The 25444-nt window shown below is 64.8% G+C and carries 22 protein-coding genes; 10 read left to right on the top strand and 12 right to left on the bottom strand.

Annotated elements, in window-relative coordinates:
• Window positions 1-79 precede the first annotated feature (79 nt).
• The 6 genes from H8S62_RS12315 to H8S62_RS12290 form a co-directional block, all read right to left on the bottom strand.
• A complete protein-coding gene (locus tag H8S62_RS12315) occupies window positions 80-1705 on the bottom strand; it encodes an ABC transporter substrate-binding protein (RefSeq protein WP_186919595.1) in 1626 nt (541 codons plus the stop codon).
• Between the two features lie 25 nt (window positions 1706-1730).
• The gene (locus H8S62_RS12310) at window positions 1731-2474 is read right to left on the bottom strand and encodes a PIG-L deacetylase family protein (protein WP_243255641.1); all 744 of its coding nucleotides are present in this window, start codon (window positions 2472-2474) and stop codon (window positions 1731-1733) included.
• A 263-nt stretch (window positions 2475-2737) separates the two neighbouring features.
• Complete coding sequence (locus H8S62_RS12305) at window positions 2738-5689, bottom strand: ATP-binding protein (protein ID WP_186919591.1); 2952 nt, start codon at window positions 5687-5689, stop codon at window positions 2738-2740.
• Window positions 5686-6960 carry an ABC transporter substrate-binding protein gene (locus H8S62_RS12300; RefSeq protein WP_341481057.1) on the bottom strand — a complete coding sequence of 425 codons (1275 nt, stop codon included), beginning with the start codon at window positions 6958-6960 and terminating at the stop codon, window positions 5686-5688. The genes H8S62_RS12305 and H8S62_RS12300 overlap by 4 nt, the downstream gene beginning before the upstream one ends.
• A 102-nt stretch (window positions 6961-7062) precedes the next feature.
• Window positions 7063-7809 carry a response regulator gene (locus H8S62_RS12295; RefSeq protein WP_186919590.1) on the bottom strand — a complete coding sequence of 249 codons (747 nt, stop codon included), beginning with the start codon at window positions 7807-7809 and terminating at the stop codon, window positions 7063-7065.
• Window positions 7802-10489 carry an ATP-binding protein gene (locus H8S62_RS12290; RefSeq protein ID WP_186919588.1) on the bottom strand — a complete coding sequence of 896 codons (2688 nt, stop codon included), beginning with the start codon at window positions 10487-10489 and terminating at the stop codon, window positions 7802-7804. Before H8S62_RS12290 ends, H8S62_RS12295 begins: the two co-directional genes overlap by 8 nt.
• Before the next feature lie 415 nt (window positions 10490-10904).
• Between H8S62_RS12290 and H8S62_RS12285 the strand changes: the two genes are divergently transcribed.
• Both H8S62_RS12285 and H8S62_RS12280 read left to right on the top strand, forming a co-directional pair.
• Window positions 10905-12191: a TrkH family potassium uptake protein gene (locus H8S62_RS12285; RefSeq protein WP_155148805.1), complete on the top strand. Its 1287-nt coding sequence runs from the start codon at window positions 10905-10907 to the stop codon at window positions 12189-12191.
• A 19-nt stretch (window positions 12192-12210) separates the two neighbouring features.
• Complete coding sequence (locus H8S62_RS12280) at window positions 12211-12858, top strand: potassium channel family protein (protein WP_155148604.1); 648 nt, start codon at window positions 12211-12213, stop codon at window positions 12856-12858.
• Window positions 12859-12949: 91 nt separating this feature from the next.
• On the opposite strand, the gene H8S62_RS12275 is transcribed toward H8S62_RS12280, so the two are convergent.
• The 4 genes from H8S62_RS12275 to kdpA are packed head-to-tail and all read right to left on the bottom strand — an operon-like array spanning window position 12950 to window position 18356.
• The gene (locus tag H8S62_RS12275; protein WP_186919586.1) at window positions 12950-13825 is read right to left on the bottom strand and encodes a hypothetical protein; all 876 of its coding nucleotides are present in this window, start codon (window positions 13823-13825) and stop codon (window positions 12950-12952) included.
• Between the two features lie 2 nt (window positions 13826-13827).
• A complete protein-coding gene (kdpC, locus tag H8S62_RS12270; protein WP_186919584.1) occupies window positions 13828-14427 on the bottom strand; it encodes a potassium-transporting ATPase subunit KdpC in 600 nt (199 codons plus the stop codon).
• A gap of 15 nt (window positions 14428-14442) precedes the next feature.
• On the bottom strand, window positions 14443-16518 hold the full coding sequence (gene kdpB / locus H8S62_RS12265; RefSeq protein WP_186919582.1) for a potassium-transporting ATPase subunit KdpB: 2076 nt from the start codon (window positions 16516-16518) through the stop codon (window positions 14443-14445).
• Window positions 16519-16532: 14 nt separating this feature from the next.
• Window positions 16533-18356, bottom strand: coding sequence for a potassium-transporting ATPase subunit KdpA (kdpA, locus tag H8S62_RS12260; protein WP_186919580.1), 1824 nt, complete (start codon window positions 18354-18356; stop codon window positions 16533-16535).
• 277 nt (window positions 18357-18633) lie between these two features.
• Here kdpA and H8S62_RS12255 point away from each other — a divergent pair, with 277 nt between their 5' ends.
• On the top strand, window positions 18634-18864 hold the full coding sequence (locus H8S62_RS12255) for a hypothetical protein (RefSeq protein ID WP_186919578.1): 231 nt from the start codon (window positions 18634-18636) through the stop codon (window positions 18862-18864).
• A gap of 181 nt (window positions 18865-19045) precedes the next feature.
• On the opposite strand, the gene H8S62_RS12250 is transcribed toward H8S62_RS12255, so the two are convergent.
• Window positions 19046-19564 carry a LytTR family transcriptional regulator gene (locus tag H8S62_RS12250; protein WP_186919576.1) on the bottom strand — a complete coding sequence of 173 codons (519 nt, stop codon included), beginning with the start codon at window positions 19562-19564 and terminating at the stop codon, window positions 19046-19048.
• Window positions 19565-19824: 260 nt separating this feature from the next.
• On the opposite strand from H8S62_RS12250, the gene H8S62_RS12245 reads away from it, so the two are divergent.
• The 7 genes from H8S62_RS12245 to H8S62_RS12215 all read left to right on the top strand — a co-directional run bounded on the left by H8S62_RS12245 (window position 19825) and on the right by H8S62_RS12215 (window position 25091).
• Window positions 19825-20571: a LytR/AlgR family response regulator transcription factor gene (locus H8S62_RS12245; protein WP_155148616.1), complete on the top strand. Its 747-nt coding sequence runs from the start codon at window positions 19825-19827 to the stop codon at window positions 20569-20571.
• Entirely contained in the window at window positions 20564-21451 is an 888-nt protein-coding gene (locus tag H8S62_RS12240) for a hypothetical protein (RefSeq protein WP_186919574.1), read from the top strand. The genes H8S62_RS12245 and H8S62_RS12240 overlap by 8 nt, the downstream gene beginning before the upstream one ends.
• Window positions 21451-22740 carry an ATP-binding protein gene (locus H8S62_RS12235; protein WP_186919573.1) on the top strand — a complete coding sequence of 430 codons (1290 nt, stop codon included), beginning with the start codon at window positions 21451-21453 and terminating at the stop codon, window positions 22738-22740. The genes H8S62_RS12240 and H8S62_RS12235 overlap by 1 nt, the downstream gene beginning before the upstream one ends.
• Before the next feature lie 95 nt (window positions 22741-22835).
• Window positions 22836-23453: a thiamine diphosphokinase gene (locus H8S62_RS12230; RefSeq protein ID WP_186919571.1), complete on the top strand. Its 618-nt coding sequence runs from the start codon at window positions 22836-22838 to the stop codon at window positions 23451-23453.
• A gap of 301 nt (window positions 23454-23754) precedes the next feature.
• Window positions 23755-24117, top strand: coding sequence for a DUF134 domain-containing protein (locus tag H8S62_RS12225; protein ID WP_155148624.1), 363 nt, complete (start codon window positions 23755-23757; stop codon window positions 24115-24117).
• A 1-nt stretch (window position 24118) separates the two neighbouring features.
• Entirely contained in the window at window positions 24119-24517 is a 399-nt protein-coding gene (locus tag H8S62_RS12220) for a NifB/NifX family molybdenum-iron cluster-binding protein (RefSeq protein ID WP_155148626.1), read from the top strand.
• Between the two features lie 61 nt (window positions 24518-24578).
• Window positions 24579-25091, top strand: coding sequence for a P-loop nucleotide/nucleoside kinase family protein (locus tag H8S62_RS12215; RefSeq protein WP_186919569.1), 513 nt, complete (start codon window positions 24579-24581; stop codon window positions 25089-25091).
• A gap of 174 nt (window positions 25092-25265) precedes the next feature.
• On the opposite strand, the gene H8S62_RS12210 is transcribed toward H8S62_RS12215, so the two are convergent.
• Window positions 25266-25436, bottom strand: coding sequence for a hypothetical protein (locus H8S62_RS12210; RefSeq protein ID WP_155148630.1), 171 nt, complete (start codon window positions 25434-25436; stop codon window positions 25266-25268).
• Between the last annotated feature and the right edge of the window lie 8 nt (window positions 25437-25444).

Genomic DNA, 25444 nt, shown 5'->3' with positions numbered 1-25444 from the left:
CAGGGGCTTTAAGGCCGCAGGACGGAGCTTCTTCCCCTGTGCGCGGCTCCGAATGGCGGCGCGCCGCGTTTAACGCCCGTCACTCGGGCAAAAATGAAAAGACATTGACCACGTTGCCGCCCTTCATGCTCTTCCAGCCGCCGTAGAGGGCGGTATTGCAGACCTGGAGGCTGTCGGGGTAGCCCAGGTTGATGAGGGGCGGGTCCTCCGCTACGATCTCCTGGAGCTGACGGAGGACGTCCTCCATCTGGTCCATATTCCGCACCTCCCGGAGGGCGCCGTCCACCACCGCGTCGAAGGCGTCGCTGCGGTAGCCGCATACGTTGTCGCCCCCGGACTCATAGTCGCCGGCGCAGAGGTTCACCAGGTAATCCGGGGAGATGCTGCTCCCCCAGCCCCACATGGCAAAGTCGTAGTCCCGGCCCTTGGAGACCTCGAAGTCGGGCCAGACGTAGGCGTCCACCGTGTCCATCTCCATGGCCTTGACCCGGAGATCCAGCCCCACCTGCCGCAGCTGCTGGGAGATGAGCTCCGCCATGCGCAGGCGCAGGGGGTTGTTGGCGTAGACCAGGATTTCGAAGGAGAGGGGCGCGCCGCTTTCGTCCAGGCGGACGCCAACCGCGTTCTTCTCCGTATACCCCAGGGTGTCCAGGAGCGTGTCCGCCCGGCCGGGGTCGTATGTGTAGTCGAGCCCCTCCGCCGCGTAGGGCAGGTCGCTGCGCACCAGCCCCCGCGTGCCCACGCTGCAGTAATCTCCGTACAGGGTGTGCATGATGCCGCTCACGTCGACGGCGCAGGCCAAGGCCTCCCGGAAAGCGGATTGGTCCATGGGCGCGCGGCCGCAGTTGATGTTCATCATCACGGGGGAGTACCCCGCGCTGGCAAAGACCGTCATGCCCGGCTTGCTCCGGAAGGCGTCAAGCACCTCCGTGCCCACCGTGGAGGTGGCGGCGGCCAGCTCGCCGGAGAGCAGGCTCTGCTGGACGGCGCTGGGGTCCTCAATGATGGGCATCTGGAGGACACGCACCCGGGGCGCGCCCCTGAAGTAGTCTCCCACCGCCTCCAGGCGGTAGTACTGGCCGGGCTTGTACTCCGCCAGCCGGTACATGCCGCTGCCGACGGATTCGGTTACGAGCGTGCCGTCGGGCTCGTTTTCATAAATCGCCTTGGAGATGATGCGCATGGTGCACAGGCCGTCCCGCAGAAAATTGATGTTGGACTCCTTCAGGGTGAAACGGAGGGTATCCCCCTCCAAAATTTCAATGTCCTCGATCTGATTGGCAATCTTGCGCAGCTGGGCCACATTTTGGCCGGCGCAGTACCGGAAGGAGAAGGCCACGTCCTCGGCGGTAAGGGGTGTGCCGTCGTGAAATTTCTGGCCCGGCAGCAGCGAGAACGTGTAGACCCTGGAGTCGGCGTCCACCTGGTAGTCGTCAGATACCATCCAGGGGATGACGTTGTTGTCCGTGTCGGTGGTGAAAAGGGTGTCGTAGACAAGGCGGTTCACCGTCAGGCCGGTGGAGCTGACGTAGGTGAAGGGGGCCAGGGTGTTCTCGTCCTTGGTGACGGCGATGGTCAGCGTTTCCGGGCCGTCGGCCCCGGCGGACTGGGATTGGCCGGGGTCAGCGTTCCCCTGGGGGGCGCAGGCGGACAGAGAGAGGCCCAGCAGCCCGGCCAGCAGGAGGCAGGAGAGCCTTTGCTTCATAAAAATCCTCCTAAGTTGTGTTTGGTCATACCGGGAGCCGGTCCAGCTCGAAGCAGCCCTCCCGGCGGTACTGCTCCGCCAGGGTGGTGCGGTGGTGGCCGGTGGCGCCGGGGTACAGGTAGTAGGCCAGATCCATGGCCCGCTTCCAGGCCCGGCCCCGCTCCAGAGGTGTGGACAGCTCCGCCCAGCCCGGCACCAGCCGGGCACGGAGGGCCTCCTCCTCCGGAGAGCAGGGGCCGCCGAAGTGGATGAGCTGGGTCTCCAGCGCATCCATGGCGGCGCATTTCTCAACCCAGACGTCTTGGATGTCCACCAGGCAGTTGGGGTGGTCGGGGGTGATGTAGTAGATGGCGGGGCAGGGGCAGGGCTCCAGGCCGGACAGCTCGTCCAGGGCGTAGGGGCGGCCTGCGAGGGCCACGGCCTCCAGCACCAGGGACATCACCGGCCTGCGGCCCGGGTCCAGGTCGCCCGCACAGTGGTCGGGGTCCTGGGTGAGTATGATGTCCGGGCGGAACCGGCGAATGGTTTCAACCAGCCTGAGCTTTTCCTCCCGGGTGGGGAGGACCGTCCCGGCATCCATGTCCAGAAACTCCAGGCTCACGCCCAGAATATCCGCGCAACGGCTCAAGTCCCGGCGCATCTGCTCTCCGGCAAATAGAATGGCGGCGTGGGAGACGCCGCCGGCCCTGGCGTTTTTGCACAGCACCCCGCCGCACTCCACGACCTCCATGCTGTAGGCTCCCAGCAGTAAAATCCGTTTTCCGTCCATAAGATCGTCCCTCCTGCATGTCATAAAAAAAGAAGGCGTACCCCATACGGCACACCTTCAGGTATGATGCGCAGCCTTTGCTGCGCGGCTAACCGGGAAATGGACTGCACTCCGGCCCTTCTGGGCCGCCGGAAGCCGCTTGGCTCCTCATTGAAACCAGTATAGCAGAAGGCGGTGAAGCCCGTCAACCGTATTTCGTAAGACCGCATGGACTCGAAGCGGAAGGGGCGCGGCTCCCCTGAGCCGCGCCCCTTCCGTGTAAATTACGTCTCGCCGAGCAGCCACCGGCGGAGGACCCTGTGGACCACGCCCAGGTCGATGGGTTTTGAGATGTGTCCGTTCATCCCGGAGCGCCGCGCGGCTTCGATATCCTCGGAGAAGGCGTTGGCGGTCATGGCGATGATGGGGAGAGTCAGGACGCCGGGCCGGTCCAGCCGGCGGATCTGCCGGGTGGCCTCGTAGCCGTCCATGACGGGCATCTGCACGTCCATCAGCACCAGATCGTAGTGCCCCGGAGGGGCGTCCGCCACTGTGCGGACGCCCTCCGCGCCGTCCCGGGCCTCGTCGATTTCAATGCCTGTCAGGCCGATCAGCTCCCGGGCGATCTCCAGGTTGAGGGCGTTGTCCTCCACCAACAGGAGCCGCTTCCCATGCAGGTCCGGCGTCTCGTCCGGCCGGGTCGCCGCTGCCGCGGCGGGGGCCGCGCTCTCCTGTGCGGCTGCGGGGGGCTGGAGCCTGAGCGGCAGCGTGACGGTAAAAGTGGAGCCGACCCCCGGCGCGCTCTCCACCCGTATGGTCCCGCCCATCATGTCCAGGATGTTCTTGGTAATCGCCATCCCCAGCCCGGTGCCGGTGATTTTGCTGGCGGTGGAGCTCTGGCTGCGCTCGAAGGGGAGGAAGAGCTTATCCAGAAATTCCGGCTCCATGCCGATGCCCGTGTCGGCGCAGCGGAAGCGGTAGCTGCCGTACCCCTCGCGGAGGGACTGCGCCTGCGTGAGTTCCAGGCGGACCGTGCCGCCCTGGGGCGTATACTTGACCGCGTTGCTGATGACGTTGAGCAGAACCTGCCGGATGCGCAGCGGGTCGCCCATCACGCGCTCGTCCTTCAGAAGGACCGGAGCCGTCTCCAGCGTCAGTCCGCCGTCCCTGGCCTGAGGCGCGACAAGCTCCACAACGTCGGCAAAAAGCGCGGAGAGCCGGAGAGGCTCCTCGCTCAGAGAGAGTTTGCCGCTCTCGATTTTGGACATATCCAGCACGTCGTTGACGAGGCTGAGCAGATGGGTGCCGGAGAGCTCGATTTTCCGCAGGCAGTCCGCCAGCCGCTTCGGTTCGGTCAGGTGGTTTTCGGCAATGGCGGTCATGCCGAGAATGGCGTTGAGGGGGGTGCGGATATCGTGGGACATATTGGAGAGAAACTGCCCCTTGGCCTGGCTGGCGGCGTTGGCCGCGTCCAGGGCGGTCTGGAGCGCCTGGCGGCGCTGAGCCTCGTCGTGCTTCTGCTCATCCACGCACCGGGCCAGGAGAATGGCGGTGCAGTCCTCCGAAAAGGGGTTTTCCACCGAGAGAATCTGTACCGAGACCCAGTGATACGCGCCGTCGCTGAGCCGCGCCCGGGCTTCCAGGAAGATCTCACCGGGCTCGGTCCGGAGCCTCTGCAGCATCCGCTGGGGCGAAAAGCGCTCCTGGTACTCCGGCAGGGCGTCCGGGTGGAGCACCGCCTCATAGGAGCGGAAAGCGTCCGTGCAGGTATGTACGTCCAGCCGGTCCATGCGTGTGGCCGGGGAGGAGTAGAGGATGTTCAGCTCGTCCTGGGTGAGGTTCAGGCTCATAATCATGGGATAGGCGCTGGAGATGGCGCTGATGAGGGAGCGGCGCTCCATCAGCTTTTCCCGCTCCCGCTCCTCCTCGGCCAGCTTTTCCAGAGTGACGTCCTGGAAGGTGGCGATGAGGATGGGCGCGCCGTCCATGTCGGTAATGCGCTCCACAATGCCGGAGACCCAGAAGCAGCTCCCGTCCGCCCGGAGGACCCTGTTGACGATGGAGTGCTTGCCGCCGTCGGCCGCGGCGGCACGAAACTGCGCCCAGGCATCCTCCCGCTCCGCGGGGTCCAGGGAGATGCCCTCCGGGATCTGCGGCGCGCCTGTCTCGTCGGCTCCGGGGCTGCCCAGCAGCCGGAGGCCCTCACGGTTGAGCTGCACAATGCGGTAGGGCTCCTCCACGGTGATGAGCGCAATACCCTCGGGGACGGAGTTATAGAGATGGGTGATGAAGGCGGCCTGATTTTCCAGCTTCCTGCGGTTTTTGCGGACGCTTCGGAGGTAAACGGTCAGAATCATCCCAATTCCGAGCAGGACCGTGCCCAGCAGCAGCAGGGCCTGAAGCAGAATGTGCCGGGTCTGGGCGGTGATAACCGATTCCGGCACGATGGAGACCAGATACCAGTCCGACTCCGCCATCAGCGGCGTGTAGCAGAAGACGGTGGGCTCCCCGCTGTACTGGAAGCGGGCCCAGCCGGTTCTGGAGTCCCGGAGGGACTGCCGGAACTGCTCCAACACCGCCGGGTCGTTCTCCGCCAGGGGGAGCATCTCGAAGAGGTTTTGAAGGGTCTTGTTGCTGTTCACATGGGACGAGCGGACGAGTATCTCCCCGGCCGCGTCCACCAGATAGGAAAAGCCGGTGTTGTTGTAGAAGGAGAGGGTGAACTGGTCGGCTGTCTCATCCACGCCGTACTCCTTCACCACGTAGCAGTCCACGCCGTCGGCAAAGGATGCCTTCACATAGCTGTTGAAGACGTTTTTCCCCGTCACGCTGCTGATATGCGGGGCCAGCAGGCCCTCCCCGCCGGGGGACGCACGCAGCGCCTCAGCGACGCACTGATCGTGCTCCGCCATGCCGCTGAGTACCCCGCCGGAGGCCGGGTACACCGACATGCTGGGCTCAATGGTGCCGTAGAGCTGCAGCGTGTCCTCCATCTGCCCCACCTGGGCTGTGGAGACGGTGCCGATACGCCCGCCGATACGGCGCAGAATTTCAAAATCGCCCCGCAGCTGCATCCGCAGGGCGTTTGCCCCCTGCTGGGTGCTCTCGGTGATGGTGCTGACCGAGTTCTGCCAGAGCTGGGTGCTGACGTCGCTGATGAAGCGCCAGGAGCCCAGGCAGACCAGCACTGCAAGCGCCGCGGCCGCCAGGACGAGACCGTATTTGTTCCGTTTCATCCGACCGCCTCCCTAACCTGTTCGTCCAGCCAGCCCATCACCGCGTCCAGCTCCTCCCCGGCCAGGATGCGCCGGGAGGCCTCCGCCGTCAGATCCCAGACGGGGAAGTCCAGCAGGCTGTCCGCGCCGATGACCGCCGTCTCGGTCCGGTAGCTCTCCGCCAGAGGCAAAATTTCCCGGCAGGCGGGGGCGGCGGCGTCCGCCAGGGGGCTGAAGGAGCACTGGTTGTCGGCAAATTTACGGATGTGGTCCTCCTGCAGGAAGCAGGCGACAAACTCCAGCGCCGCCCCGGCGTGGGGGCTGTCCGCGCTCACGCTCAGCCGGGTGTCGGGGTTCACCACCAGCACAGCGCCGTCCTCCAGCACGGGGTAGGGCGTCACCTCAAAGGCGAAGTCCGGCTCCAGCGCGGCCACTCTGTCCGCCGCCCAGGCCCCGGTCAGCATAAAGGGGGACTCCCCCAGGGCGAACTGGGCCAAGTCGTCAGAGGTCTTTTGTGTGGCGAGGGCCTTTTCCCCATCGATGTAGCCCAGTGTGCAAAACTCCTCCGCCAGGGCAAAGCCGGAGGACAGGTAGCCGCTGAGGGCCTCCTCGCCGCGGTTGATGCGCTCGAAGGCCTCCTGCTGGGCGCCGTCCCGGTAGAGGGCGTAAAAGCCCTTGGCGATGGACAGGGTCTTGAGGGAAATGTCGTTGTTGGCAATGATGGGCGTAATGCCCCGGGCGACGAAGTAGTCGCAGGTCTCCCGCCACTCCGCCAGATTTGCGGGGACCTCCCGCCCGTGGGCCTTGAGCAGATCCAAATTGCAGTAGAGGCCGAAGGCCGAGATGGTGGTGGGCACCCAGCAGATGCTCCCGTCCGGCTCAGTCATCTGGCTCAGCATCAGGTCGGAGAAGCTACCGATGGCCTCCAGGCCGGACAAATCCGCCAGTCGTCCCGCCTGGGAGAAGGACAGCGCCGTGTCGTGGTTGACCATAAATACGTCGTCAATCTGGCCGGAGGCCATCCGCTTCTCCAGCGCCTCGTAGTAGGCGGCGCCCTTGAGGCTCTCGTAAGATATGCGGGTGTCGGGGTGCTCCAACATAAAGGCGGTCAGAATCTCCTCAATCACCGTGACGTTTTCACTCTCGTACTTGTTGCCGAAAAAGGAGAGCGTTTGGGCAGGCTCGCGCTGCCCCTCGTAGTTAAATACCTCATTTTTGCTGCCGCATCCGCTCAGAACCAGTAAAAACGACAGAATAACCGCGCAAACACCCCTCTTTACGCCCAAACCCATGCAAAACGCCTCCCAAGGCAGCAAACTCTCTATTTGAGATATTATATCAGACGATGCGGCGCAATGGTAGGGGCAATATCCGAAAAGAGCGGCGGATCGGCTTTAAAAAGACGATCCGCCGCTCTTTTCGGTTTCCAGATCGTCCGCCTGCTTCTGGCGGAGCATCCGGTAACCCACCCCAATGTGGGTCTGGATATACTGGGGGCGGGCCGTGTCCGGTTCCAGCTTCTTGCGGAGCGTCGCCATGAAGACCCGCAGGGAGGGGGTGTCGGAGGAGGCGGGACTGCCCCAGATCTCGTTGAGAATATAGTTGTGGGTGAGCACCTTGCCCGTGTTCTTGGCCAGCAGGCAGAGGAGCTTGTACTCGATGGGGGTCAGGTGGATCTCCTCGCCGTCCCGGTAGGCGCAGCCCGCGGCGTAGTCCACGCGCAGGCCGCCGTTTTCGTAGACGCTGCACTCCCCGCTGGTCTTCCGGCTGTCGTACCGCACCCGGCGCAGGGCCACCCGCAGGCGGGCCAGCAGCTCGTCCACGGAGAAGGGCTTGGTCAGATAGTCGTCCGCTCCGGCGTCCAGAGCGGCTACCTTGTCGCTGTCCTCACTCCGGGCTGAGACCACGATGATGGGCAGATTGCTCCAGGCCCGGACCTTTTTGATGATATCCACGCCGTCCATATCCGGCAGGCCCAAATCCAGCAGCATCACATCCGGGCGGTAGGAGAGGGCGTCCATCACGGCCCCCGCGCCGGTGTTGGCCCGGTGGAACTGGTAGTTCTGGGTCTCCAGGGTGGTGGCGATCAGGTTGCCGATGGCCGCGTCGTCCTCCACAACCAGAATCTGCGGTTTATTCATAGGGCATTACCTCCGAGGCGCGCAGGGTGAAGCGGAAAATGGACCCCCGCGGCCGATTGTCCTCCACGGAGATGACGCCTCCGTGGGCCGTGATGATGGATTTGCACAGGGAGAGCCCCAGGCCCAGCCCGCGCCTGCCGTCCCCGCGGAGATTGTCCGCGGTATAGAACATGTCGAAGAGCTTCGCCTTTGCCTCGTCCGGGATGCCGGGGCCGTCGTCGGCGATCTCCACATGGACGAAGTCCCCGTGCCGGGCGGCGGAGAGGCTGATGCGGGAGCCGGAGGGCGTATATTTGACGGCGTTGTTGACGATGTTGATGACCACCTGGACGATGAGCCGGGCGTCCATGTCCGCCATGAGCAAATCGTCCTCCAGTGAGAGGGAAATCCGGTGGTCGGCGGCGTGGCGGTCCAGATGGGAGAGGGCCTCGTTGAAGACCTCCTCCAGCAGCTCCGGCTGGAGGCTCAGCCCCACCGCGCCGTTCTCAATGCGGGTGATGGAGAGCAGGTTTTCCACAAGGTCGATAAGCCACATGGCGTCGTCATAGATGGAGCGGTAGAGACTGCCGCGCTTCTCCGCGTCCAGCGCGCCGCCGCTCTCCAGCAGGATGCCGGCGTTGCCGGAGATGCTGGTGAGGGGGGTGCGCAGATCGTGGGAGATGGCCCGCAGCAGATTGGCCCGCAGGGCCTCCTGCCGGGCGGCCTCCTCCACCTTCTGCTTGGCCCGGGCCATGGTCTCCTTCTCCAGGGCCAGGCCGCACTCGTCCAGAATGGCGACCATCAGGGTCTTCTCAAAGGCGTCGGGGGGCCGCTGCCCGTCCTCCAGGGAGATGGCCGCCACGGCCAGGACCCGGCTGGTGCCCCGCACGGCCATATAGAGGCACCGGGCGCTGGGCAGGGTGTTGGTGGTGGCGCCGGCGTGCTTGTTGTTGGCGAGGACCCACTCTGCCACCGCCCGCTCCTGGGGGACGAGGCAGGCGGACATGTCGTCCCCCGGGGCGGCGGGAAAGGCGAGGGGGGACTGGAGCGCGCCGTCCTCACCGACAGGGTAGAGGAGAAGATCCCGTTCCAGCAGCTTGCCCAGCTGGGCGGCAGTGACGGCCAGGATGGCCCGGAGGCCCTCGGCCTTCTGCAGCTTCCGGCTGGTCTCCAGCAGGACCTCGGTGCGGTAGGCCTTGTTGGCGCTCTGGATGGCCTGGCGCTTGATTCGGGTGGTCAGGGAGCTGCTGAGCAGGGCAACCAGGAACATGACGCCGAAGGTGGCGATGTAGCTGGGGTCGCTCATCAGGGTAAAGTATGGGAAGGTGAAGAAGAAATTGAAGATTAAAACCGACAGGAGGGAGGCCGCCAGGCTGTAGCTGCGGCCCGAGGTGACCATGGAGACCCCCAGTACGCCCAGAATATAGATCATAATCACGTTTGCGGTGGTGAAGCCCAGCCACATGAAGAGGTAGCCCACGGCGGTGCAGAGGGCCAGAATGCCCAGCATCCGCAGCAGATCCGGCCAGGAGAAGCGCTCCCGGACGGGCCGGAGCGGCCTGGGGCCGCCGCCCTGCCGGGGCTGGTCGGGGATGATGTAGATATCCAGCTCCGGGGCCAGCGCGCCCAGGCGGTCGATCAGGGCCTTGGGGGCGGGAAGCAGGCCCTTCTTCTGGGGGCTGCGCCCCAGGACGATTTTGGAGATGCCGCTGACCTTGGCGTACTCCGCAATCTGGACGGCGGGGTCATCCCCATACGCGGTGGCGATGCGGGCGCCCAGTTCCTCCGCAAGGCGGAGGTTGGCACGCAGCCGCCGGCGGTCCTCCTCCCGGAGGGCGGGAAAGCCCGGCGTCTCCACGAAGAGGGCGGTGAAGGCCCCGTGAAAGGCCTCCGCCATGCGGGCGGCAGTGCGGATCACCTTGGCGTTGGAGGGCGAGGCGGACAGGCAGATGAGAATGTGCTCCCCGGCCTTGGGCCGGGGGCCGTCCCCGGCGCCCGGGGCGCGCTCCAGCCGGTCCGCCGTGCGGCGCAGGGCGATCTCCCGCAGGGCGGCCAGATTCTTCCCGGTAAAAAAGTGGTCCATGGCCTGGGCGGCCTGCCGGGCCCGGTAGATCTTCCCCAAGCGCAGCCGCTCCAGCAGGTCCGCGGGCTCCAGGTCCACCACCTCCACCTGGTCGGCGGAGTCGAAGACATGGTCGGGGATGCGCTCCGACACCGTGACGCCGGTGATGGAGGCCACCACGTCGTTGAGACTCTCCAGGTGCTGAACGTTGACGGTGGTATAGACGCTGATCCCCGAGCGCAGCAGCTCCTGCACGTCCTGGTAGCGCTTCACGTGGCGGCTGCCCTCAGCGTTGGTGTGGGCCAGCTCATCCACCAGTATGAGCTGGGGGCGGCGGACCAGGGCGGCGTCCAGATCGAACTCACGCAGTTCCATGCCCTTATAGGGGACGCGCCTGGGAGGGAGCTGCTCCAGTCCGTCCAGCAGGGCCAGGGTCTCGGGCCGGGTGTGAGGCTCGATATACCCGCAGACCACGTCGGTCCCGGCGGCCAGAGCCCGGTGGGCCGCCTCCAGCATGGCGTAGGTCTTGCCCACCCCGGCGGCGTACCCGAAGAATATTTTCAATTTCCCGGCAGGGCGGCTCTCCGCCTGCCGGATGCTCCGCAGCAGCCGGTCGGAGTCCGGCCGTTCCTCCTCCACTGGGCACACCTCCCGCTTTTTGATACCCCATAGTATAGCACAGGCGCCGTCAGTGCGGTATTGACATTTTTTCGGCGGTGTTAAGATTGCGTTAAGACCCGGCGGGCGGCGGGGCGGAATTTCCGGCATAAAAGGCACTGTTCTTTATGCGGCGTTAACACCGGGTCCATTCTCTTAACGGAATCCTCACCCGTCCGATGATATAATAGCCGCTGTACGGATGCGATACCTGTTTTCCGTGCGCCCGCCGCCCGCCCTGTGGGCGAAACAGGCGGAGGCGCCGGATATCGTGAGGACTTTTGGCTTTGCAGAATCGCAGGGAAATGCAGAGCGGAGATTGTGGGGGAGAGCCGTGCCTTTCTGGAAAAATGAGCGCGTCACGCCGGCGCAGATCATCATCCTGGGATTTTTTCTGATGATTCTCACCGGGGCGGCGCTGCTGATGCTCCCCTGGTCCACCAGCGAGTGGGGCGGGGCCGCCCCGCTGGACGCCCTCTTCACCGCCGCCTCCGCCACCTGTGTGACAGGACTGGTGGTCCACGACACGGCCCTCTACTGGACCCCCTTCGGACAGGGGGTCATCCTGGCGCTAATCCAGGTGGGGGGCATGGGCGTGGTGACGGTGGCGGTGGCGGTATCCATGCTGGCGGGCAAGAAAATCGGCCTGAAGCAGCGCTGGATCATGCAGGAGTCCATCTCGGCGCCCCAGGTGGGCGGGATTGTGCGACAGACCCGGTTTATCCTGAAGACCGCCCTCCTCATCGAGACGGTCGGCGCGATGCTGCTGGCACTGCGCCTTTGTCCCCGCTTCGGGCTTGGGAAGGGGCTGTGGTACGCGGTGTTCCACTCGGTCTCCGCCGTGTGCAACGCGGGCTTCGACCTGATGGGGACGGCGGCGGCGCCCTGCGCCTCCCTCACGGGCTATGTGGGCGACCCGCTGGTCAGCGGCACGGTGGCGCTGCTGATTGTACTGGGGGGCGTGGGCTTTCTGACCTGGCACGACGTTAGGCAGCACGGCGTCCATCTGCGGCGCTACCGGCTGCAGAGCAAGCTGATTTTATCCACCACTCTGGCCCTGCTCCTGGGGGCGTTTCTCTTCTTCTGGCTGTACGAGTTCCGGCAGCCCCAGTGGCGGGGGCTGAGCGCCGGGGAGCGGGGGCTGGCGGCCATGTTTCAGGCGGTCACCCCCCGCACGGCGGGCTTCAATACCGTGGATTTGAAGGACCTGAGCCAGCCGGGGCAGCTCTTCACCATCGCGCTGATGCTGGCGGGCGGCTCGCCGGGCTCCACGGCGGGCGGCTTCAAGACCACCACCCTGGCGGTGATGCTGCTGGGGGTGGGAGCCATTTTCCGCCGCCGGGACAGCGCCTGCTGCTTTGGCCGCCGGGTACCGGACGAGGCCCTGCGCAGCGCCTCCGCCATTTTCCTGCTCTATATCCTCCTGTTCCTCACCGGGGGGATGCTCATCAGCGGTCTGGACGGCGTGCCCATTCTTTCGGCGCTCTTCGAGTCGGCGTCGGCCATCGGTACGGTGGGGCTGTCCCTGGGAATTACGGCGGAGCTGTCCGCCGCCTCGCGCCTGATCCTCATTTTCCTGATGTACTTCGGCCGCGTGGGCGGCCTCACCATGATCTACGCCGTCGCCTCCGGCGCCGCGCCCGGCATCGCCCAGCTGCCCCGGGAGCGCGTCACCGTCGGGTGATGGGAAAGGATGAGTGAATATGAAATCGGTACTTTTAATAGGTCTGGGACGGTTCGGGCGGCACATGGCCCAGAAGCTCCGGGACCTGCACCACGAGGTGCTGGCGGTGGACAGGGATGAGCGGCGGATCAACGACGCGCTGCCCTACGTGACCAACGCCCAGATTGGCGACAGCACCAACGAGCAATTTATCGCCTCCCTGGGGGTGCGGAATTTTGATTTGTGCGTGGTGGCCATCGGGGACGACTTCCAGAGCTCACTGGAGACCACCGCGCTTCTGAAGGAGCAGGGCGCGCCCTTTGTCCTCTCCAGGGCCACCCGGGATGTGCACGCCAAGTTCCTGCTGCGCAACGGGGCGGACGACGTGATCTACCCGGAGAAGCAGATGGCCTCCTGGGCGGCGGTGCGGTACAGCGGGGACCATATTTTCGACTATGTGGAGCTGACCGACGAGTACGCCATCTACGAGACCTCCGTGCCGGGGGCGTGGATAGGGAAGACGGTGGTGGAGCTGGCCGTCCGGCAGCGGTACCGGATCAATATTCTGGCAATCAAACGCGCCGGCACGCTGGAGCCCATGCCGGGGCCCAACCACTGCTTCCGGGCGGACGAGACCCTCTTTATCCTGGGCTGCAACCGGGATACGCAGAAATTTCTTCAGCTTTGATGGGAGAACAGGCATCGCAGCAGCCCGGCCGCTCTGCTCTGGAGCGGCCGGGCTGTTTTTCCGTCCCGCCGCACCGGCGGGGGCGGCGGTCCTACCTGCCGTCCAGGGGGAACAGCAGCTTGAGAAAGAGCTTTTCCGCCGGGGCGCCTCTGGCGAAGTCGAAGCGCCGGTCCCGGCCCTTCTCGTCCAGCACCCGAAAGCTGGCGGGGCCCCGGTCCACGCGGTAGCCCAAATCCTCCAACACCTCCCCCAGGGCCAGCTCCCACTCCAGCAGGAAGATGGCCTCTCCCGTGTAGTAGTGCGTCCAAAGCCAGTCAAATTCCAGGAGCTGGAGGCCGTCCTGCAGGAAGGCCCGCCACAGCGCGGCCTTGTGGGCACAGGTGAGCGCCAGGAGGAGCTGCTCCTGGGGGACGGGCTCCCAGGTCAGGTACGCGAAGAGGCTGCCATCCGTGGGGGCCAGCAGGCCGCAGCCGTGCAGGAGGCCTTCAAACCTGCGGGAAAACACGCCGCAGGGGGCGCGGCAAGGGAGGGCGGCGGCCACTTCCGCCAGCAGGGCGGCGGTGGACGCATCCCCCGTCTCCAGGCGGACGCCCAGGCCCTGGAGACGGTCGAAGGGCCGCCCGGAGACGGACCGGAGGCGGACTGCCGCCTGCCCGGGGGGACCGGGGCGGACGGTCAGCTCGGCGGTCTCCCTGGCGGGGGTGGTGCCGAAGAACCGCGGGGGAGCTTTCAGTCCCGCCGCCAGGGGGCCGGCGCTGTCGAAGACGTCCCGCCAGTGGTAGGACACATCCCGGTAGAGCAGTGTCAGCGAAGAGGCGCCGGGGAGGTACAGGACGGCGGGCGTCTCGTCGAAGAGGCCGCTGAGGGTCCGCGCCAGAGCCAGAAAGCCCGCGGCGGCCGAGGGCGGCGGGGGGACCGGCGGCAGGGGGAGAAGGGTCTCGGAGACCAACTGAAAGGGGTAGAGCATGCTTATCCCTCCAGAATGCCGTCCAGAATCAGGTTGACCTTGAGCACGTTGACCCGGGGTTCGCCGAAGACGCCCAGCAGGCGGCCGGAGGTGGCCGCGTCAATGGCGGCGCGCACCTCGGTCTCGGTGATCCCCCTGGCGGCGGCGATCCGGGCCGCCTGATACTCCGCTGCGGCGGGGGAGATGTCCGGATCCAGTCCGCTGCCGGAGCAGGTGACCAGATCCACGGGAATGGGCGCGCCGCCCATGGCGGGATTGGCGGCCCGGAGGGCGGCCACGCGCTCAGCCACCAGGGCCCCGTACTCCGGGCTGGCCGGACTGAGGTTGGAGGGCCAGGCGTACATGACACGTTCGCCGTTCCCGTCGGTAAAGGAGTCGACGTCAATATTCATAATGCGGCCCCAGAGGTACTCCGGGCCGGTGAACTCCTGGCCCAGAAGCTCGGAGCCATAGGTCCTGCCGTCCACCTCAATGACGCTGCCGTTGGCCTGGCGGGGGAACAGAAGCTGCCCCACGCCGGTGATGAGCAGCGTATAGGCAAAGCCGCACAGGACCATCATGAGCACCAGCATACCGCCGGCGTGCAGAAGCGTTTTTTTCATGGAATACTGCCTCCCTTACACAAGCGCCAGAATGGGCGCGACGATGAGGTCGATGAGCTTGATGGCGAGGAAGGGCACCGCAATGCCGCCCAGACCATAGACCAGAAGATTGTGGCGCAGCAGTCTGCCCGCCGGGACCTCCCGGTATTTGACCCCCTTCAGGGCCAGGGGAATGAGGGCCACGATGATGAGTGCGTTGTAGATGAGGGCGGAGAGGATGGCGCTCTGGGGGCTGTGCAGCCCCATGATGTTCAGCACACCCAGGCCGGGATAGAGGCCCATGAAGAGGGCGGGGATGATGGCGAAGTATTTGGCGATGTCGTTGGCGATGGAGAAGGTGGTCAGGCTGCCCCGGGTCATCAGAAGCTGCTTGCCGATGCGGACGATCTCAATGAGCTTGGTGGGCGAGGAGTCCAGGTCCACCATATTGCCCGCCTCCTTGGCCGCCTGGGTGCCCGAGTTCATGGCTACGGCCACGTCGGCCTGGGCCAGGGCGGGGGCGTCGTTGGTGCCGTCGCCGGTCATGGCGACCAGGTGGCCCTCGGCCTGGTATTTGCGGATCATCTCCAGCTTTGCCTCGGGAGTGGCCTCGGCCAGGAAATCGTCCACCCCTGCCTCGGCGGCGATGGCGGCGGCGGTGACCGGGTTGTCGCCGGTGATCATGATGGTGCGGATGCCCATGGTGCGCAGGTCGGCGAAGCGCTCCTTCACGCCGTCCTTCACGATATCCTTAAGGTGGATGACGCCCAGAATTTTGTGGTCCCTGGCAACCACCAGGGGGGTGCCCCCCTGGCGGGCCACCTCATCCACCAGGGCGGCGCACTGTCGGCTGTAGGGATTCCCGGCGGCCTCCACATAGGCCCGCACCGCGTCCGCCGCGCCCTTGCGGATCTCCGTACCGTTGAAGTCCACGCCGGACATGCGGGTCTGGGCGGTAAAGGGGAGGAAGGTCATGTGCCGGTCAGTAAGCTCCCGGCCCCGGATGCCGAATTTTTCCTTGGCCAGCACCACGATGGAGCGGCCCTCGGGGGTCTCGTCCGGGAGGGAGGAGAGCTGGGCCGCGTCGGCCAGGGCCTCCTCGGTGCAGCCGTCCACGGGCAGGAAGGCGGCGGCCTGGCGGTTACCGAGGGTGATGGTGCCCGTCTTGTCCAGAAGGAGAACGTCGGTGTCACCTGCGGCCTCAATGGCCCGGCCGCTCATGGCCAGCACGTTGGCCTGGTTCAGGCGGCTCATGCCGGCGATGCCGATGGCGGAGAGGAGCGCGCCGATGGTGGTGGGGGCCAGGCAGATGAGCAGGGCCACCAGCGAGACCACCGAGGTGGGGTTTCTGATGCCGGCCTGATTGGCGGAGAACAGGGAGTAGGCGTAGAGCGAGGCGGTGACCAGTACGAAGATGATGCTGAGGGCCACCAGCAGAATCTGGAGGGCGATCTCGTTGGGGGTCTTCTTGCGGTTGGCGCCCTCCACCATGGCGATCATCTTGTCGAGAAAGCTCTGCCCGGCCTCCTGGGTCACCCGGACCACCAGGCAGTCGGAGAGCACAGTGGTGCCGCCGGTAACGGCGGAGCGGTCGCCCCCCGCCTCCCGGATAACGGGGGCGGACTCACCGGTGACGGCGGACTCGTCCACGCTGGCCGCGCCCTCCACCACCTCGCCGTCGGCGGGGATCTGCTCCCCGGCGGAGACCAGGAAGAAGTCGCCCCGCCTCAGCGCCGCGCCGGGCACGTCGGCAACGGCCTCGCGCCGGGCGGGATCGCTGAGCTTGTGGGCGGTCACGTCCCGCCTGGAGGAGCGCAGGGAATCGGCCTGGGCCTTGCCCCGGCCCTCGGCAATGGCCTCGGCAAAATTGGAGAAGAGGCTGGTCAGCCACAGAATAACCGCGATGGCCAGGGTGAACCCGCTGGACACCAGATTTTCGGAGACACCGAAGAGGGAGAGTGCAAAGAGCGCGGTGGTCAGAAGCGCGGAGAGATAGACCAGGAACATGACGGGGTTTTTGAGCTGGTCCCTGGGGGAGAGCTTTTTAAACGCGTCCTTCACCGCCCGGCCCAGAATGGACCTGTGGGCAAAGGGAGATAGATTGTTAGCCATTATTTACACCTGCCTTAACCTAACCCAGCCATCTGGGTGAACTCTGCGATGGGGCCCAGGGAGAGCGCGGGGAAAAAGCTCAGCGCGCCGACGATGAGCACGATGAGGATGAGCAGAAATACGAACATGGCGTTGCACGTGGAGAGGGTGCCCGCGCCTGCGGCAACCCTCTTCTTCGCGGCCATGCTCCCGCCGATGACCAGGGCGGCCACCATGGGGACGAACCGGACGAAGAGCATCGCCAGGCCCAGGCTTGTATTGAGGAAGGGCGTGTCGCAGCCCATGCCGGCAAAGGCCGAGCCGTTGTTGCCGCCGGCCGAGGCGTAGTTGTAGAGGATCTCCGAAAGACCGTGGGCCCCGGCGTTGTTCAGCGCGTCCGCCGTGGAGGGGAGCAGGGCCGCTGCGCCGCTGCCGACGAGGATGGCGATGGGTGTGGCGAGGCAGAGCAGGACCGCCATGCGCATCTCCCGGGGTTCAATCTTCTTGCCCAGGTACTCCGGCGTGCGGCCCACCATCAGCCCGGCGATGAAGACCGTCAGCAATATGAAGCCTATCATGCCGTACAGCCCGCAGCCCACGCCGCCGAAGACTACCTCGCCCAGCATCATCAGGAGCATGGGGACCATGCCGCCCAGAGGGGTATAGCTGTCGTGCATGGAGTTGACCGACCCGTTGGAGGCCGCTGTGGTAAAGGCCGCCCAGGTGGAGGAGGTGGCGATGCCGAAACGGGTCTCCTTGCCCTCCATATTGCCGCCGGGCATCCCGTCGCCCGCGATGACGTCCACCGCGCCGTTCTGGGCGAGCTGAGGGGTGGCCGCGTGCTCCTGGGAGGCCGCCACGCCCAGGAAGCCCACCAGCAGTATGAACATGGCCAGGAAGACGGCAATGCCCTGGCGCTTATCCTTGATGCTGAAGCCGAAGGAGAAGCAGAGCGCCACGGGGATGAGCAGCAGCAAAATCATCTCAATGAGGTTGGTGAGAGGGCTGGGGTTTTCAAAGGGGTGGGCGGAGTTGGTGCCCAGTATGCCGCCGCCGTTGGTGCCCGCCTGCTTGGGGGCCACCTGGCTGGCCTGGGGATAGAGTGGGAGGGCCTGCTTGGTGATAATCTGGGCGTCGGCCACCACCGCGCCGTCCAGCGTAACTGTGTTGTGCTCCAGGTCAATCTCCGCGCCGACAATCCGGCTGCCGCCTGCATCCACCGCGAAGGGCTCCAGCAGGTCTACAGTCCTGCTGCCGCCCAGGCTCTGGGGTACGCCCAGGCCCACCAGGGCGATGGAGACCACAAGGCACAGGGGGAGCATCACGTAGACGACGGCGCGGACCAAGTCGGTCCAGAAGCTGCCGATGCCCTTGGACTTCACCCGCATGAGGCCCCGTATCACGGCGAAGAGCACCGCGATGCCGCAGGCGGCGGAGACGAAATTCTGAACTGTAAGACCCATGGCCTGGGAGAGGTTGGACAGGGCGACCTCTCCGGAGTAGGTCTGCCAGTTGGTGTTGGTGACGAAGCTGACCGCGGTGTTGAAGGCCAGGTGCCAGCTCAGGCCGCCGAAGCCCTGGGGGTTCCACGGCAGCACGCCCTGGAGCATCAGGATGAGGAAGAGCACCACAAAGCCGAAGAGATTGAAGAGCAGCGCGCAGGCCGCGTATTTCTTCCAGCCCATGTCCTCTTCCGGCGAGATGTGCAGAGCCCTGTAGAAGCACCGCTCGAGGGGTCGCAGCAGCGGGGAGAGAAATACCGTTTCCCCGCCCATCGCCCTGCTGATGTATCTGCCCAGGGGGATGGCCAGGGCCACGAGAATCACAAGATAGAGACCATACTGCAAATAAGCGTTCACGTTTCTTACTCCTCCTTCATGAGCGTCCAGCCCAGATAGATTAAAACGGCGATTGTCGCGATGCCGATGCCGGCCAAAACGAATTGCATGGCGAGACCTCCTTTCCCGTGTGCCCAATCCTAGCGCAAAAAAAATAAGGGTGCCATTTGAGAAAGGGGCGGGGGCGTTAAGGTTTGATAAAGGCCGGGGCGGCTTAACGCGCTCTTAATGCGCCGGGCGGAACATGAACCCCAACTATACGCCAGGCGCGGTAAAATGGTAGAAAGGAAGTGAGTGTATGGAAGCGGCTGTTCTGCTGGGCGGTTTTTTGCTTGTGGCGGCGGCCGGATTCCCGCTGATGGGCCGGATAGACCGGTTTCTGGAACGGGGCGGGATTTCCCGGTATTGGAACGCGGAGGGCGAGCGGGCGGCGGCGTTGGGAAGGAAGGACGGCGGGAAGCGGCGCTTTGAGCGGATGCACTGCGCGGCAGGGGAGCCGATACGGCACGAAAAGGGACGGCGGCATTAACCATGCCGCCGTCCCTTTTCATGTATGTGTATGAATATGAAAATTGTAATGAAAACGCCGTTTATAGGGGACAGAGCTCCGCGGAGTGCGGGAGCTGGGATGATGTCAGAGGGGGACGGCGATTTAAATCGCCGTCCCCCTCTGAATGATATGGCCGGGAACCCCGGCAGCGGACACTGCGTCAAAGCGTCTCTCCCGCCCCTCCGACGGCAAAGCCCGACGGGACCGGGCAGCGCTTTCTGCGGGTCTGGGGATAGGGCAGCAGGGTCCCGTCGTAGAGGAGAATGCCGTTGGCCTGAATCATCTTGACAAAGCGCAGATTGACGACGACAGAGCGTTCGCAGTGGAGGAAAAACCCGGTCTCCAGCAGCGGCGCCACGGATGTGGGGAAGGAGCAGCGGGTGGTGCGGCTGGAGACCACGGTACCGTCGGCCAGATAAATCTGGAAGCTGTGCTGGCCCGAGCGGCAGTACACAATGTCGGAGATGGGGATGCTGCTGCGCCCCATCCGGGTCGTGACGGTAAAAAAGGACTCCTGCTCCGCCGCGCGCTGTCTGCCCGCCCTGCCCAGGACCTCGGACAGCTCCTGCTCCGTTTTGCAGGCGGAAACACAAATCTCCCCGTCTGAAAACCGGTCCCGGTACCGCTTGAGAACCGGTATCGGGTCAACCTGATCTGAACAGAGAATGATATGAATCATCGGCTTTTCTCCCTTGCAGCGTGGTATTGCGGTAACTGAATACAGTACTATTTTACTTCTTTTTTCCACGATGCCGTGCAGCGGGATTCGTGCAGGGGAACTCTTTTTTCGCGCAGATATGCAGAATAATTTGCATTAACGGCATATATTTCCTGTTTTGAGAAAATACACGTTTTACCGCCCATAGTACACCTGAGTTTTTTTGCCGTCCGCCCGTTTTCTGGTATAATAGTGGAGAATAAACGGGAGAGGTGATTTCCTTGCGCATCGCGCTGTGCGACGATCATAGGGAGACGCTTGAGGGGCTGCGGTCGCTGGTGGCGGAGTATGCGGCGGAGCATCCGGACCTGCCGGTGGAGACGGCGGCCTTTTCCGGCGGGTGGGAGCTGCTGGAGGCGGTGGGCGGTCAGGGCCGGTTCGACCTGTATCTGCTGGATATCATCATGCCGGGCCTGTCCGGAATCGAACTGGCGGAGCGGCTGGGCGCCATGGGCCCCCGTCCCTATGTCATTTTTCTCACCACCAGCGCCGACTATACGCTGGACGCCTTCTCCGTCCGGGCGCAGAACTACCTGCTCAAGCCGCTGGAGCGGAAGTCGCTTTTTAAGGCGCTGGATACCGCGCGGTCAGAGCTGGCCGGGCCGCCGGACAGGCCGGTGACGATCTTCAGCGCCCAGGGGAGCGCCGTGGTGGTGCCGCTGAGCGCCATAGTCTACGCGGAGAGCCGGAATCACACTGTCAGCTACCACATGAAGGACGGGCGCGTCATTAAAAGCCGCACCGTCCGGGAGCCCTTCGCACGGGTCGTGGGAGCGCTGCTGGAGAGCGGCTGCTTTCTCCAGCCCCACCAGTCCTTTGCCGTCAATATGAACGAGATTTTCCGCCTGTCCAGCCAGAGCGTCGACCTCTCCGGCGGCGTGCGGGTCCCGGTCGCCCGCTCACGGCTGGCCGCCGTTCGGGCCGCGTACATTGCGTTCCTGTCCCGCCGGGGGGGAGCCTATGCTTGACGCCGTTTTGGATCTGCTCTCCTCGGCGGTGATCTCGCCGCTCTTTTTCTGCTATGCCTACCTGCTCAACGACCAATGGCGCATACCCCGATGGAGTCTGGCGGCGCTGGCGGCCGCCTCCGGACTCAGCGCCCAGATTATCGCGGGCTTCACGGCCGTCCCCGTGGCGGCGCGGATCGGCTTCATTATGCTGTGCAACGTGGCGGCCCTCCTCCTGTGCAGCAGGGTGCGGGACGCCCGGTTTCTCTTTGTGCTCTGTACGGCGGGTATGCTTATGTTCATGATGACGGCGGACTGCGGTATCTTCGCCTATCCGCTGGGAATCCACAGGTTTTATGTCCGGCTGGTTATGGACGGCCTGGTTCTGGGCGTGAGCGCCGTGTTCTTCCGAAAGGGCTTTCTGGAGGTGTTCCGGTCGGTCGGGAGGGGGTGGGCGTTTCTCAGCCTGTTCCCCGTCACGCTGGGCGGCGTCTTCGCGGTCCTCCTGATTCAGCCCGGCTATCTCATTCGTTATGCCCAGCCGGAGACCCGGCTCATCGCCGGGGCGTTTTCCCTGCTGGCCGTCGTCGTCTACGGGACCTTTTTCCGCTTCTTCCAGCTTCTCAACGCCCAGCAGCAGACCGAGCTGGACCGCCAGCTGCTCCAGACGCAGCTGGAGACGCTGGAGCGGGAGCTGGGCGAGCGGCAGGCGGAAGAGGAGCGGGAGCGCATCCTCCGCCACGACCTGCGCCACCACCTCCACATGCTGGCGGCCTGCCTGGAGCAGGGCGACCTGGATGCGGCGGGGCGGGTGGCGGAGAACCTTGCGGAGACGGAGGGGCTGAGCCGCCTTTCGTCGAGGGAGACGGCTGCTCCTGAGGGAGAGGGGGCGGGGCGATAATGGCGGCGGAGAGCTTCTGGAGCGCCGTCAGCTCCCTGACCACCACACCCATCAGCTTTCTCTACATCCTGGTGCTGACCGACCGGTGGCGCTATCCGCCCCGGCGGCGCAGAATCCTGCTGGCGGCGCTGCTGACAGCGGCCATGGCGCTCCAGTGCCTCTGCCTCCTTCTGATGGAGGACACGATGGCGGCCAAGTATGCGGCCAATTTCGTCAGCGTGGTCTTCTGCCCGCTGGCGCTGCTGCTGGCCAGCCCCTGGCGGCACGGGCGGGTGCTGTTCATCCTCGCCACCGGGGCGTGCCTGTCCAACGTCTGCACCATGCTGCTCTCCTTTTTTGGACTGCCCTACAGCCCGGAGCGGGTGGCATTAAAGCTGCTGCTCAACGGCGGGGTCCTGCTGCTGTTCTATTTCCTGTTCCGGCCCCGTTTTTTCGATGTGCTCCAGACCCAGGCGGGATCGTGGTACTGGCTGAGCCTCCTGCCGGCGGCCTTCTGCACCTGCTTCGCCACCATGCTCCCCCATCAGTATGACCGCGGGGCGTACCGGTATCTCATCCCTCTGCTGGTCCTGCTGGGACTGCTGGTGATGTGGACCTATACCGGAATCACCTCGTTTTTCAGCATCATGACCGCCCAGCACCGCAGCCGCCGGGACAACGCCCTGCTGGCCACCCGGATGGCGGCGGCCCGCCGTCAGAATGAGGCCCGCCGGCGGGAGTCGGCCCGGGACCGGGACGAGCGGGAGGATATGCTCCGGTTTCTTGCCCGGCTGTCCAGGCTTCTGGAGGCGGGGCGGCCGGACGAGGCGCTTGGCCTGGTGGAGGGGATGAACGATCGCCTGACGGCCCGGCGGCCGGAGACCCGGCGCTTTACCGCCGATCCCCTGCTCAACGCGGTGCTGGACTACTACTGGGAGTGGGCGGGAGAGGCTGGGGTGTCCCTGTCGATTCAATTCCAGCTGCCGCCCCATTTCCCGCTGGACTGCTCCGGCCTGGCGGTGGTATTGTCCAACGCGCTGGAAAACGCCATGCACGCCTGCCAGGAGCTGCCGCGGGAGGCGCGGCGGATAGAACTCATCGGGCGGAGCACGCCAGGGCAGTTTTTTCTATCCATTACCAATACCTGCCGCGGTCCCGTGGAGCTGGACCCGGCGACAGGACGCCCAATCTCCCGCCGGGAGGGCCACGGCTACGGCACCAAAAGCATCGCCGCTTTCGCCGCCGCCCACGACGCGGCGCTTCAGTACAGCGCCGATAGCGGCAGCTTCAGCCTGCGGATGCTGCTTTGAGCATGGATGGTACGCAGCGCTCCGGCCCGGCTTGCCGAAACGAGGCCGTTATGATACAATAAGCGCCATCAAATGAGAGAAACGGCGGGGCGCGGATGGAAGAGAGATATTGCTGCATTGTGGGCGCGGGGGAGCGGACGGCGGCGCTGCCCCGGACCGGACCGGGCGACCTGCTCGTCGCCGCCGACGGCGGCTTCGCCTGGCTGGAGGCATTGGGCCTGCGGCCCGACCTGGTGGTGGGAGATTTCGACTCCATGGAGCCGCCCAGTTCCCGGCCCGACGCGGTGCGCCTGCCCAAGGAGAAGGATGAGACCGACACCATGGCCGCCCTCCGCCTGGGGCGGGAGCGGGGATACCGGAATTTCCGCATCTACGGCGGCACCGGCGGCCGCTTCGACCACACCCTGGCCAACCTCCAGATCCTGGCCTGGCTGGCCCGGCGGGGAGAGCGGGGCTGGCTCTACGGGGCGGGGTGGACCGCAACCGCGATTATGGACGGTATGCTGGACTTCGGCGCGGAGCATAGGGGAATGATATCGGTCTTTGCCCACAGCGATGAGGCCCTGGGGGTGGATTTGGAGGGGCTGAAGTACCCGCTCAGAAACGCGGCGCTGGAGAATACCTTCGCCCTGGGCGTGAGCAATGAGTTCACCGGCGTGCCGGCCCGGGTGTCCGTGCGGCGGGGGACGCTGCTGGTAATCTGGCAGAACTGAAAAAACGGGGCGCCTTCGCGCCCCGTTTTTTCAGTCTGTTAAAGAAGCCCCGGGGCTTCTTTAACAGAAGGCTGCATGACGGCTGAGGCTCGATTTCTTTGGAAAAAGCCGCCCCATCCGTCATGAGAAGTGTCATTTCTCAGGCGCAAGTCCCCAAAAATCGCGGATTCTAACCTGATTCCGTCGTCTGCGGACGGCGGAACTCTGCGAGGCATTCTCTGCGGAGGGTTTTATATATTGACATATGTCAGAAAAGGATCTACAATTATAAATGACATATGTCGGAAACAGAGGTGGGGCCATGCCGAGACCACAAAAGTGCAGACGGGTCTGCCAGCTGCCCCGGTGCGCTGGCTTTACGCCCGCCGGTCAGGCCGGAACAGCGGAGCGGGTGATTCTGACGGTGGACGAGTATGAGGTCATCCGCCTGGTGGACCTGGAGGGCTTGACCCAGGAGGCCTGCGCGGCGCAGATGGAAATTGCCCGCACCACAGTGACGGGCATTTACGACAGCGCCCGCCGGAAGCTGGCCCAGGCGCTGGTGCATGGGAAATCCCTGGTGATCCAGGGGGGAAACTACCGCCTGTGCGAGGGCGGACAGGGGCGGGGCTGCTGCCAGAAACGGGGCTGCCGCCGCAAAATTCAGACGACGGAGGAGAATTGACATGAAAATTGCAGTGACCTATGAGGACGGACAGATTTTTCAGCACTTCGGACACACCGAGCACTTCAAGGTGTACGAGGTGGAGGACGGCAAAATTCTGAGCGCCGGGGTGGTGGACACCAACGGCAGCGGCCACGGGGCCCTGGCGGGCTTTTTGAACGGCGTGGGGGCCAAGGCCCTCATCTGCGGCGGTATCGGCGGCGGGGCCCGCAATGCTCTGGCCGAGGCCGGAGTGGAGCTCTATGCGGGGGTGTCCGGCGACGCGGACGCGGCGGTCCGGGCCCTGCTGGAGGGGCGGCTGGCCTACAGCAGCGAGGCCAACTGCGACCACCACGGCCATGAGCACCACGGCGACTGCGGCAGTCACGGCCATACCTGCGGCGGGCACTGCGGCGGCTGAACACGAGTACCCGGACCGGATCTGATGCCGGTCCGGGTACTTTGATCGGGAGGAGAAGGGCATGGTTTTGCTGATCGCCGGCGCATCTCACACGGGAAAGACCCTGCTGGCCCAGCGGCTGCTGGAACGATACCGCTGCCCCTATCTGTCCATTGACCACCTGAAGATGGGGCTCATCCGCAGCGGCAAGACGGCGCTGACGGCCGAGGACGACGGGGCGCTGACGGCCGAGCTCTGGCCCATTCTGCGTGAAATGGTGAAAACAGCGGTGGAAAACGGCCAAAATCTGATGGTCGAGGGCTGCTACATTCCATTTGACTGGAGAAGCAGCTTTGAGGCGCAGTATTTGGCGCATATCAGGTACGTCTGCCTCATTATGACGGAACGCTACATAGAGTCGCACTTTGGTGAGATAAAGGCCCACGCGGACGATGTGGAACACCGCCTGGACGACTCCGGCTGTACAAAAGAGGGGCTGATTGCGGATAATACGGCGAATCTGGCACAGTGCCGCGCCCATGGGTGCGATTACATCCTGATTGACGGGGACTATGCCGTGGACATAACGCTGTAAGGCGCGCCGGTATTAGCCGGCGCGCCTTACAGTTCAGCTTGCCAAAGAAGCCCCCCGGGGCTTCTTTGGCAAGCTGCATGACGGATATTCATTTGGTTCCGCCGTCTGCGGACAGCGGAACTCTGTGTGGCTTTCTCTGCGGAGTTTTTTATCAAAGCCGGCGCTCCCCCACACCTACCCGCCCTGTCGGCGCAGCAGTGCGATGCCGCCGCTTGTCAGACCGATTCCCAGCAGGCTCAGGCCCGTATTCGGGTCCAGCCTGTTTAAAACCGACAGGACCACCACCGCCACGCCCATCGCGAGCGTGACGGCCTTTAAAACCAGGGTGACGATTGAACCGGACATTTTGCATT

Source organism: Lawsonibacter faecis (genome assembly GCF_014287675.1).
GTDB classification, from domain to species: Bacteria; Bacillota; Clostridia; order Oscillospirales; family Oscillospiraceae; genus Pseudoflavonifractor; species Pseudoflavonifractor faecis.
This window is presented reverse-complemented; position numbering and strand designations above follow the sequence as displayed.

Excerpts from the sequence above, each read along its gene's own strand:
- H8S62_RS12315 (WP_186919595.1), bottom strand. The coding sequence starts at position 1,705 with ATGAAGCAAAGGCTCTCCTGCCTCCTGCTGGCCGGGCTGCTGGGCCTC.
- H8S62_RS12310 (WP_243255641.1), bottom strand. The coding sequence starts at position 2,474 with ATGGACGGAAAACGGATTTTACTGCTGGGAGCCTACAGCATGGAGGTC.
- H8S62_RS12305 (WP_186919591.1), bottom strand. The coding sequence starts at position 5,689 with ATGAAACGGAACAAATACGGTCTCGTCCTGGCGGCCGCGGCGCTTGCA.
- H8S62_RS12300 (WP_341481057.1), bottom strand. The coding sequence starts at position 6,960 with ATGGGTTTGGGCGTAAAGAGGGGTGTTTGCGCGGTTATTCTGTCGTTT.
- H8S62_RS12295 (WP_186919590.1), bottom strand. The coding sequence starts at position 7,809 with ATGAATAAACCGCAGATTCTGGTTGTGGAGGACGACGCGGCCATCGGC.
- H8S62_RS12285 (WP_155148805.1), top strand. The coding sequence starts at position 10,905 with ATGATTCTCACCGGGGCGGCGCTGCTGATGCTCCCCTGGTCCACCAGC.
- H8S62_RS12280 (WP_155148604.1), top strand. The coding sequence starts at position 12,211 with ATGAAATCGGTACTTTTAATAGGTCTGGGACGGTTCGGGCGGCACATG.
- H8S62_RS12275 (WP_186919586.1), bottom strand. The coding sequence starts at position 13,825 with ATGCTCTACCCCTTTCAGTTGGTCTCCGAGACCCTTCTCCCCCTGCCG.
- kdpC (WP_186919584.1), bottom strand. The coding sequence starts at position 14,427 with ATGAAAAAAACGCTTCTGCACGCCGGCGGTATGCTGGTGCTCATGATG.
- kdpB (WP_186919582.1), bottom strand. The coding sequence starts at position 16,518 with ATGGCTAACAATCTATCTCCCTTTGCCCACAGGTCCATTCTGGGCCGG.
- H8S62_RS12255 (WP_186919578.1), top strand. The coding sequence starts at position 18,634 with ATGGAAGCGGCTGTTCTGCTGGGCGGTTTTTTGCTTGTGGCGGCGGCC.
- H8S62_RS12250 (WP_186919576.1), bottom strand. The coding sequence starts at position 19,564 with ATGATTCATATCATTCTCTGTTCAGATCAGGTTGACCCGATACCGGTT.
- H8S62_RS12240 (WP_186919574.1), top strand. The coding sequence starts at position 20,564 with ATGCTTGACGCCGTTTTGGATCTGCTCTCCTCGGCGGTGATCTCGCCG.
- H8S62_RS12235 (WP_186919573.1), top strand. The coding sequence starts at position 21,451 with ATGGCGGCGGAGAGCTTCTGGAGCGCCGTCAGCTCCCTGACCACCACA.
- H8S62_RS12230 (WP_186919571.1), top strand. The coding sequence starts at position 22,836 with ATGGAAGAGAGATATTGCTGCATTGTGGGCGCGGGGGAGCGGACGGCG.
- H8S62_RS12225 (WP_155148624.1), top strand. The coding sequence starts at position 23,755 with ATGCCGAGACCACAAAAGTGCAGACGGGTCTGCCAGCTGCCCCGGTGC.
- H8S62_RS12220 (WP_155148626.1), top strand. The coding sequence starts at position 24,119 with ATGAAAATTGCAGTGACCTATGAGGACGGACAGATTTTTCAGCACTTC.
- H8S62_RS12215 (WP_186919569.1), top strand. The coding sequence starts at position 24,579 with ATGGTTTTGCTGATCGCCGGCGCATCTCACACGGGAAAGACCCTGCTG.
- H8S62_RS12210 (WP_155148630.1), bottom strand. The coding sequence starts at position 25,436 with ATGTCCGGTTCAATCGTCACCCTGGTTTTAAAGGCCGTCACGCTCGCG.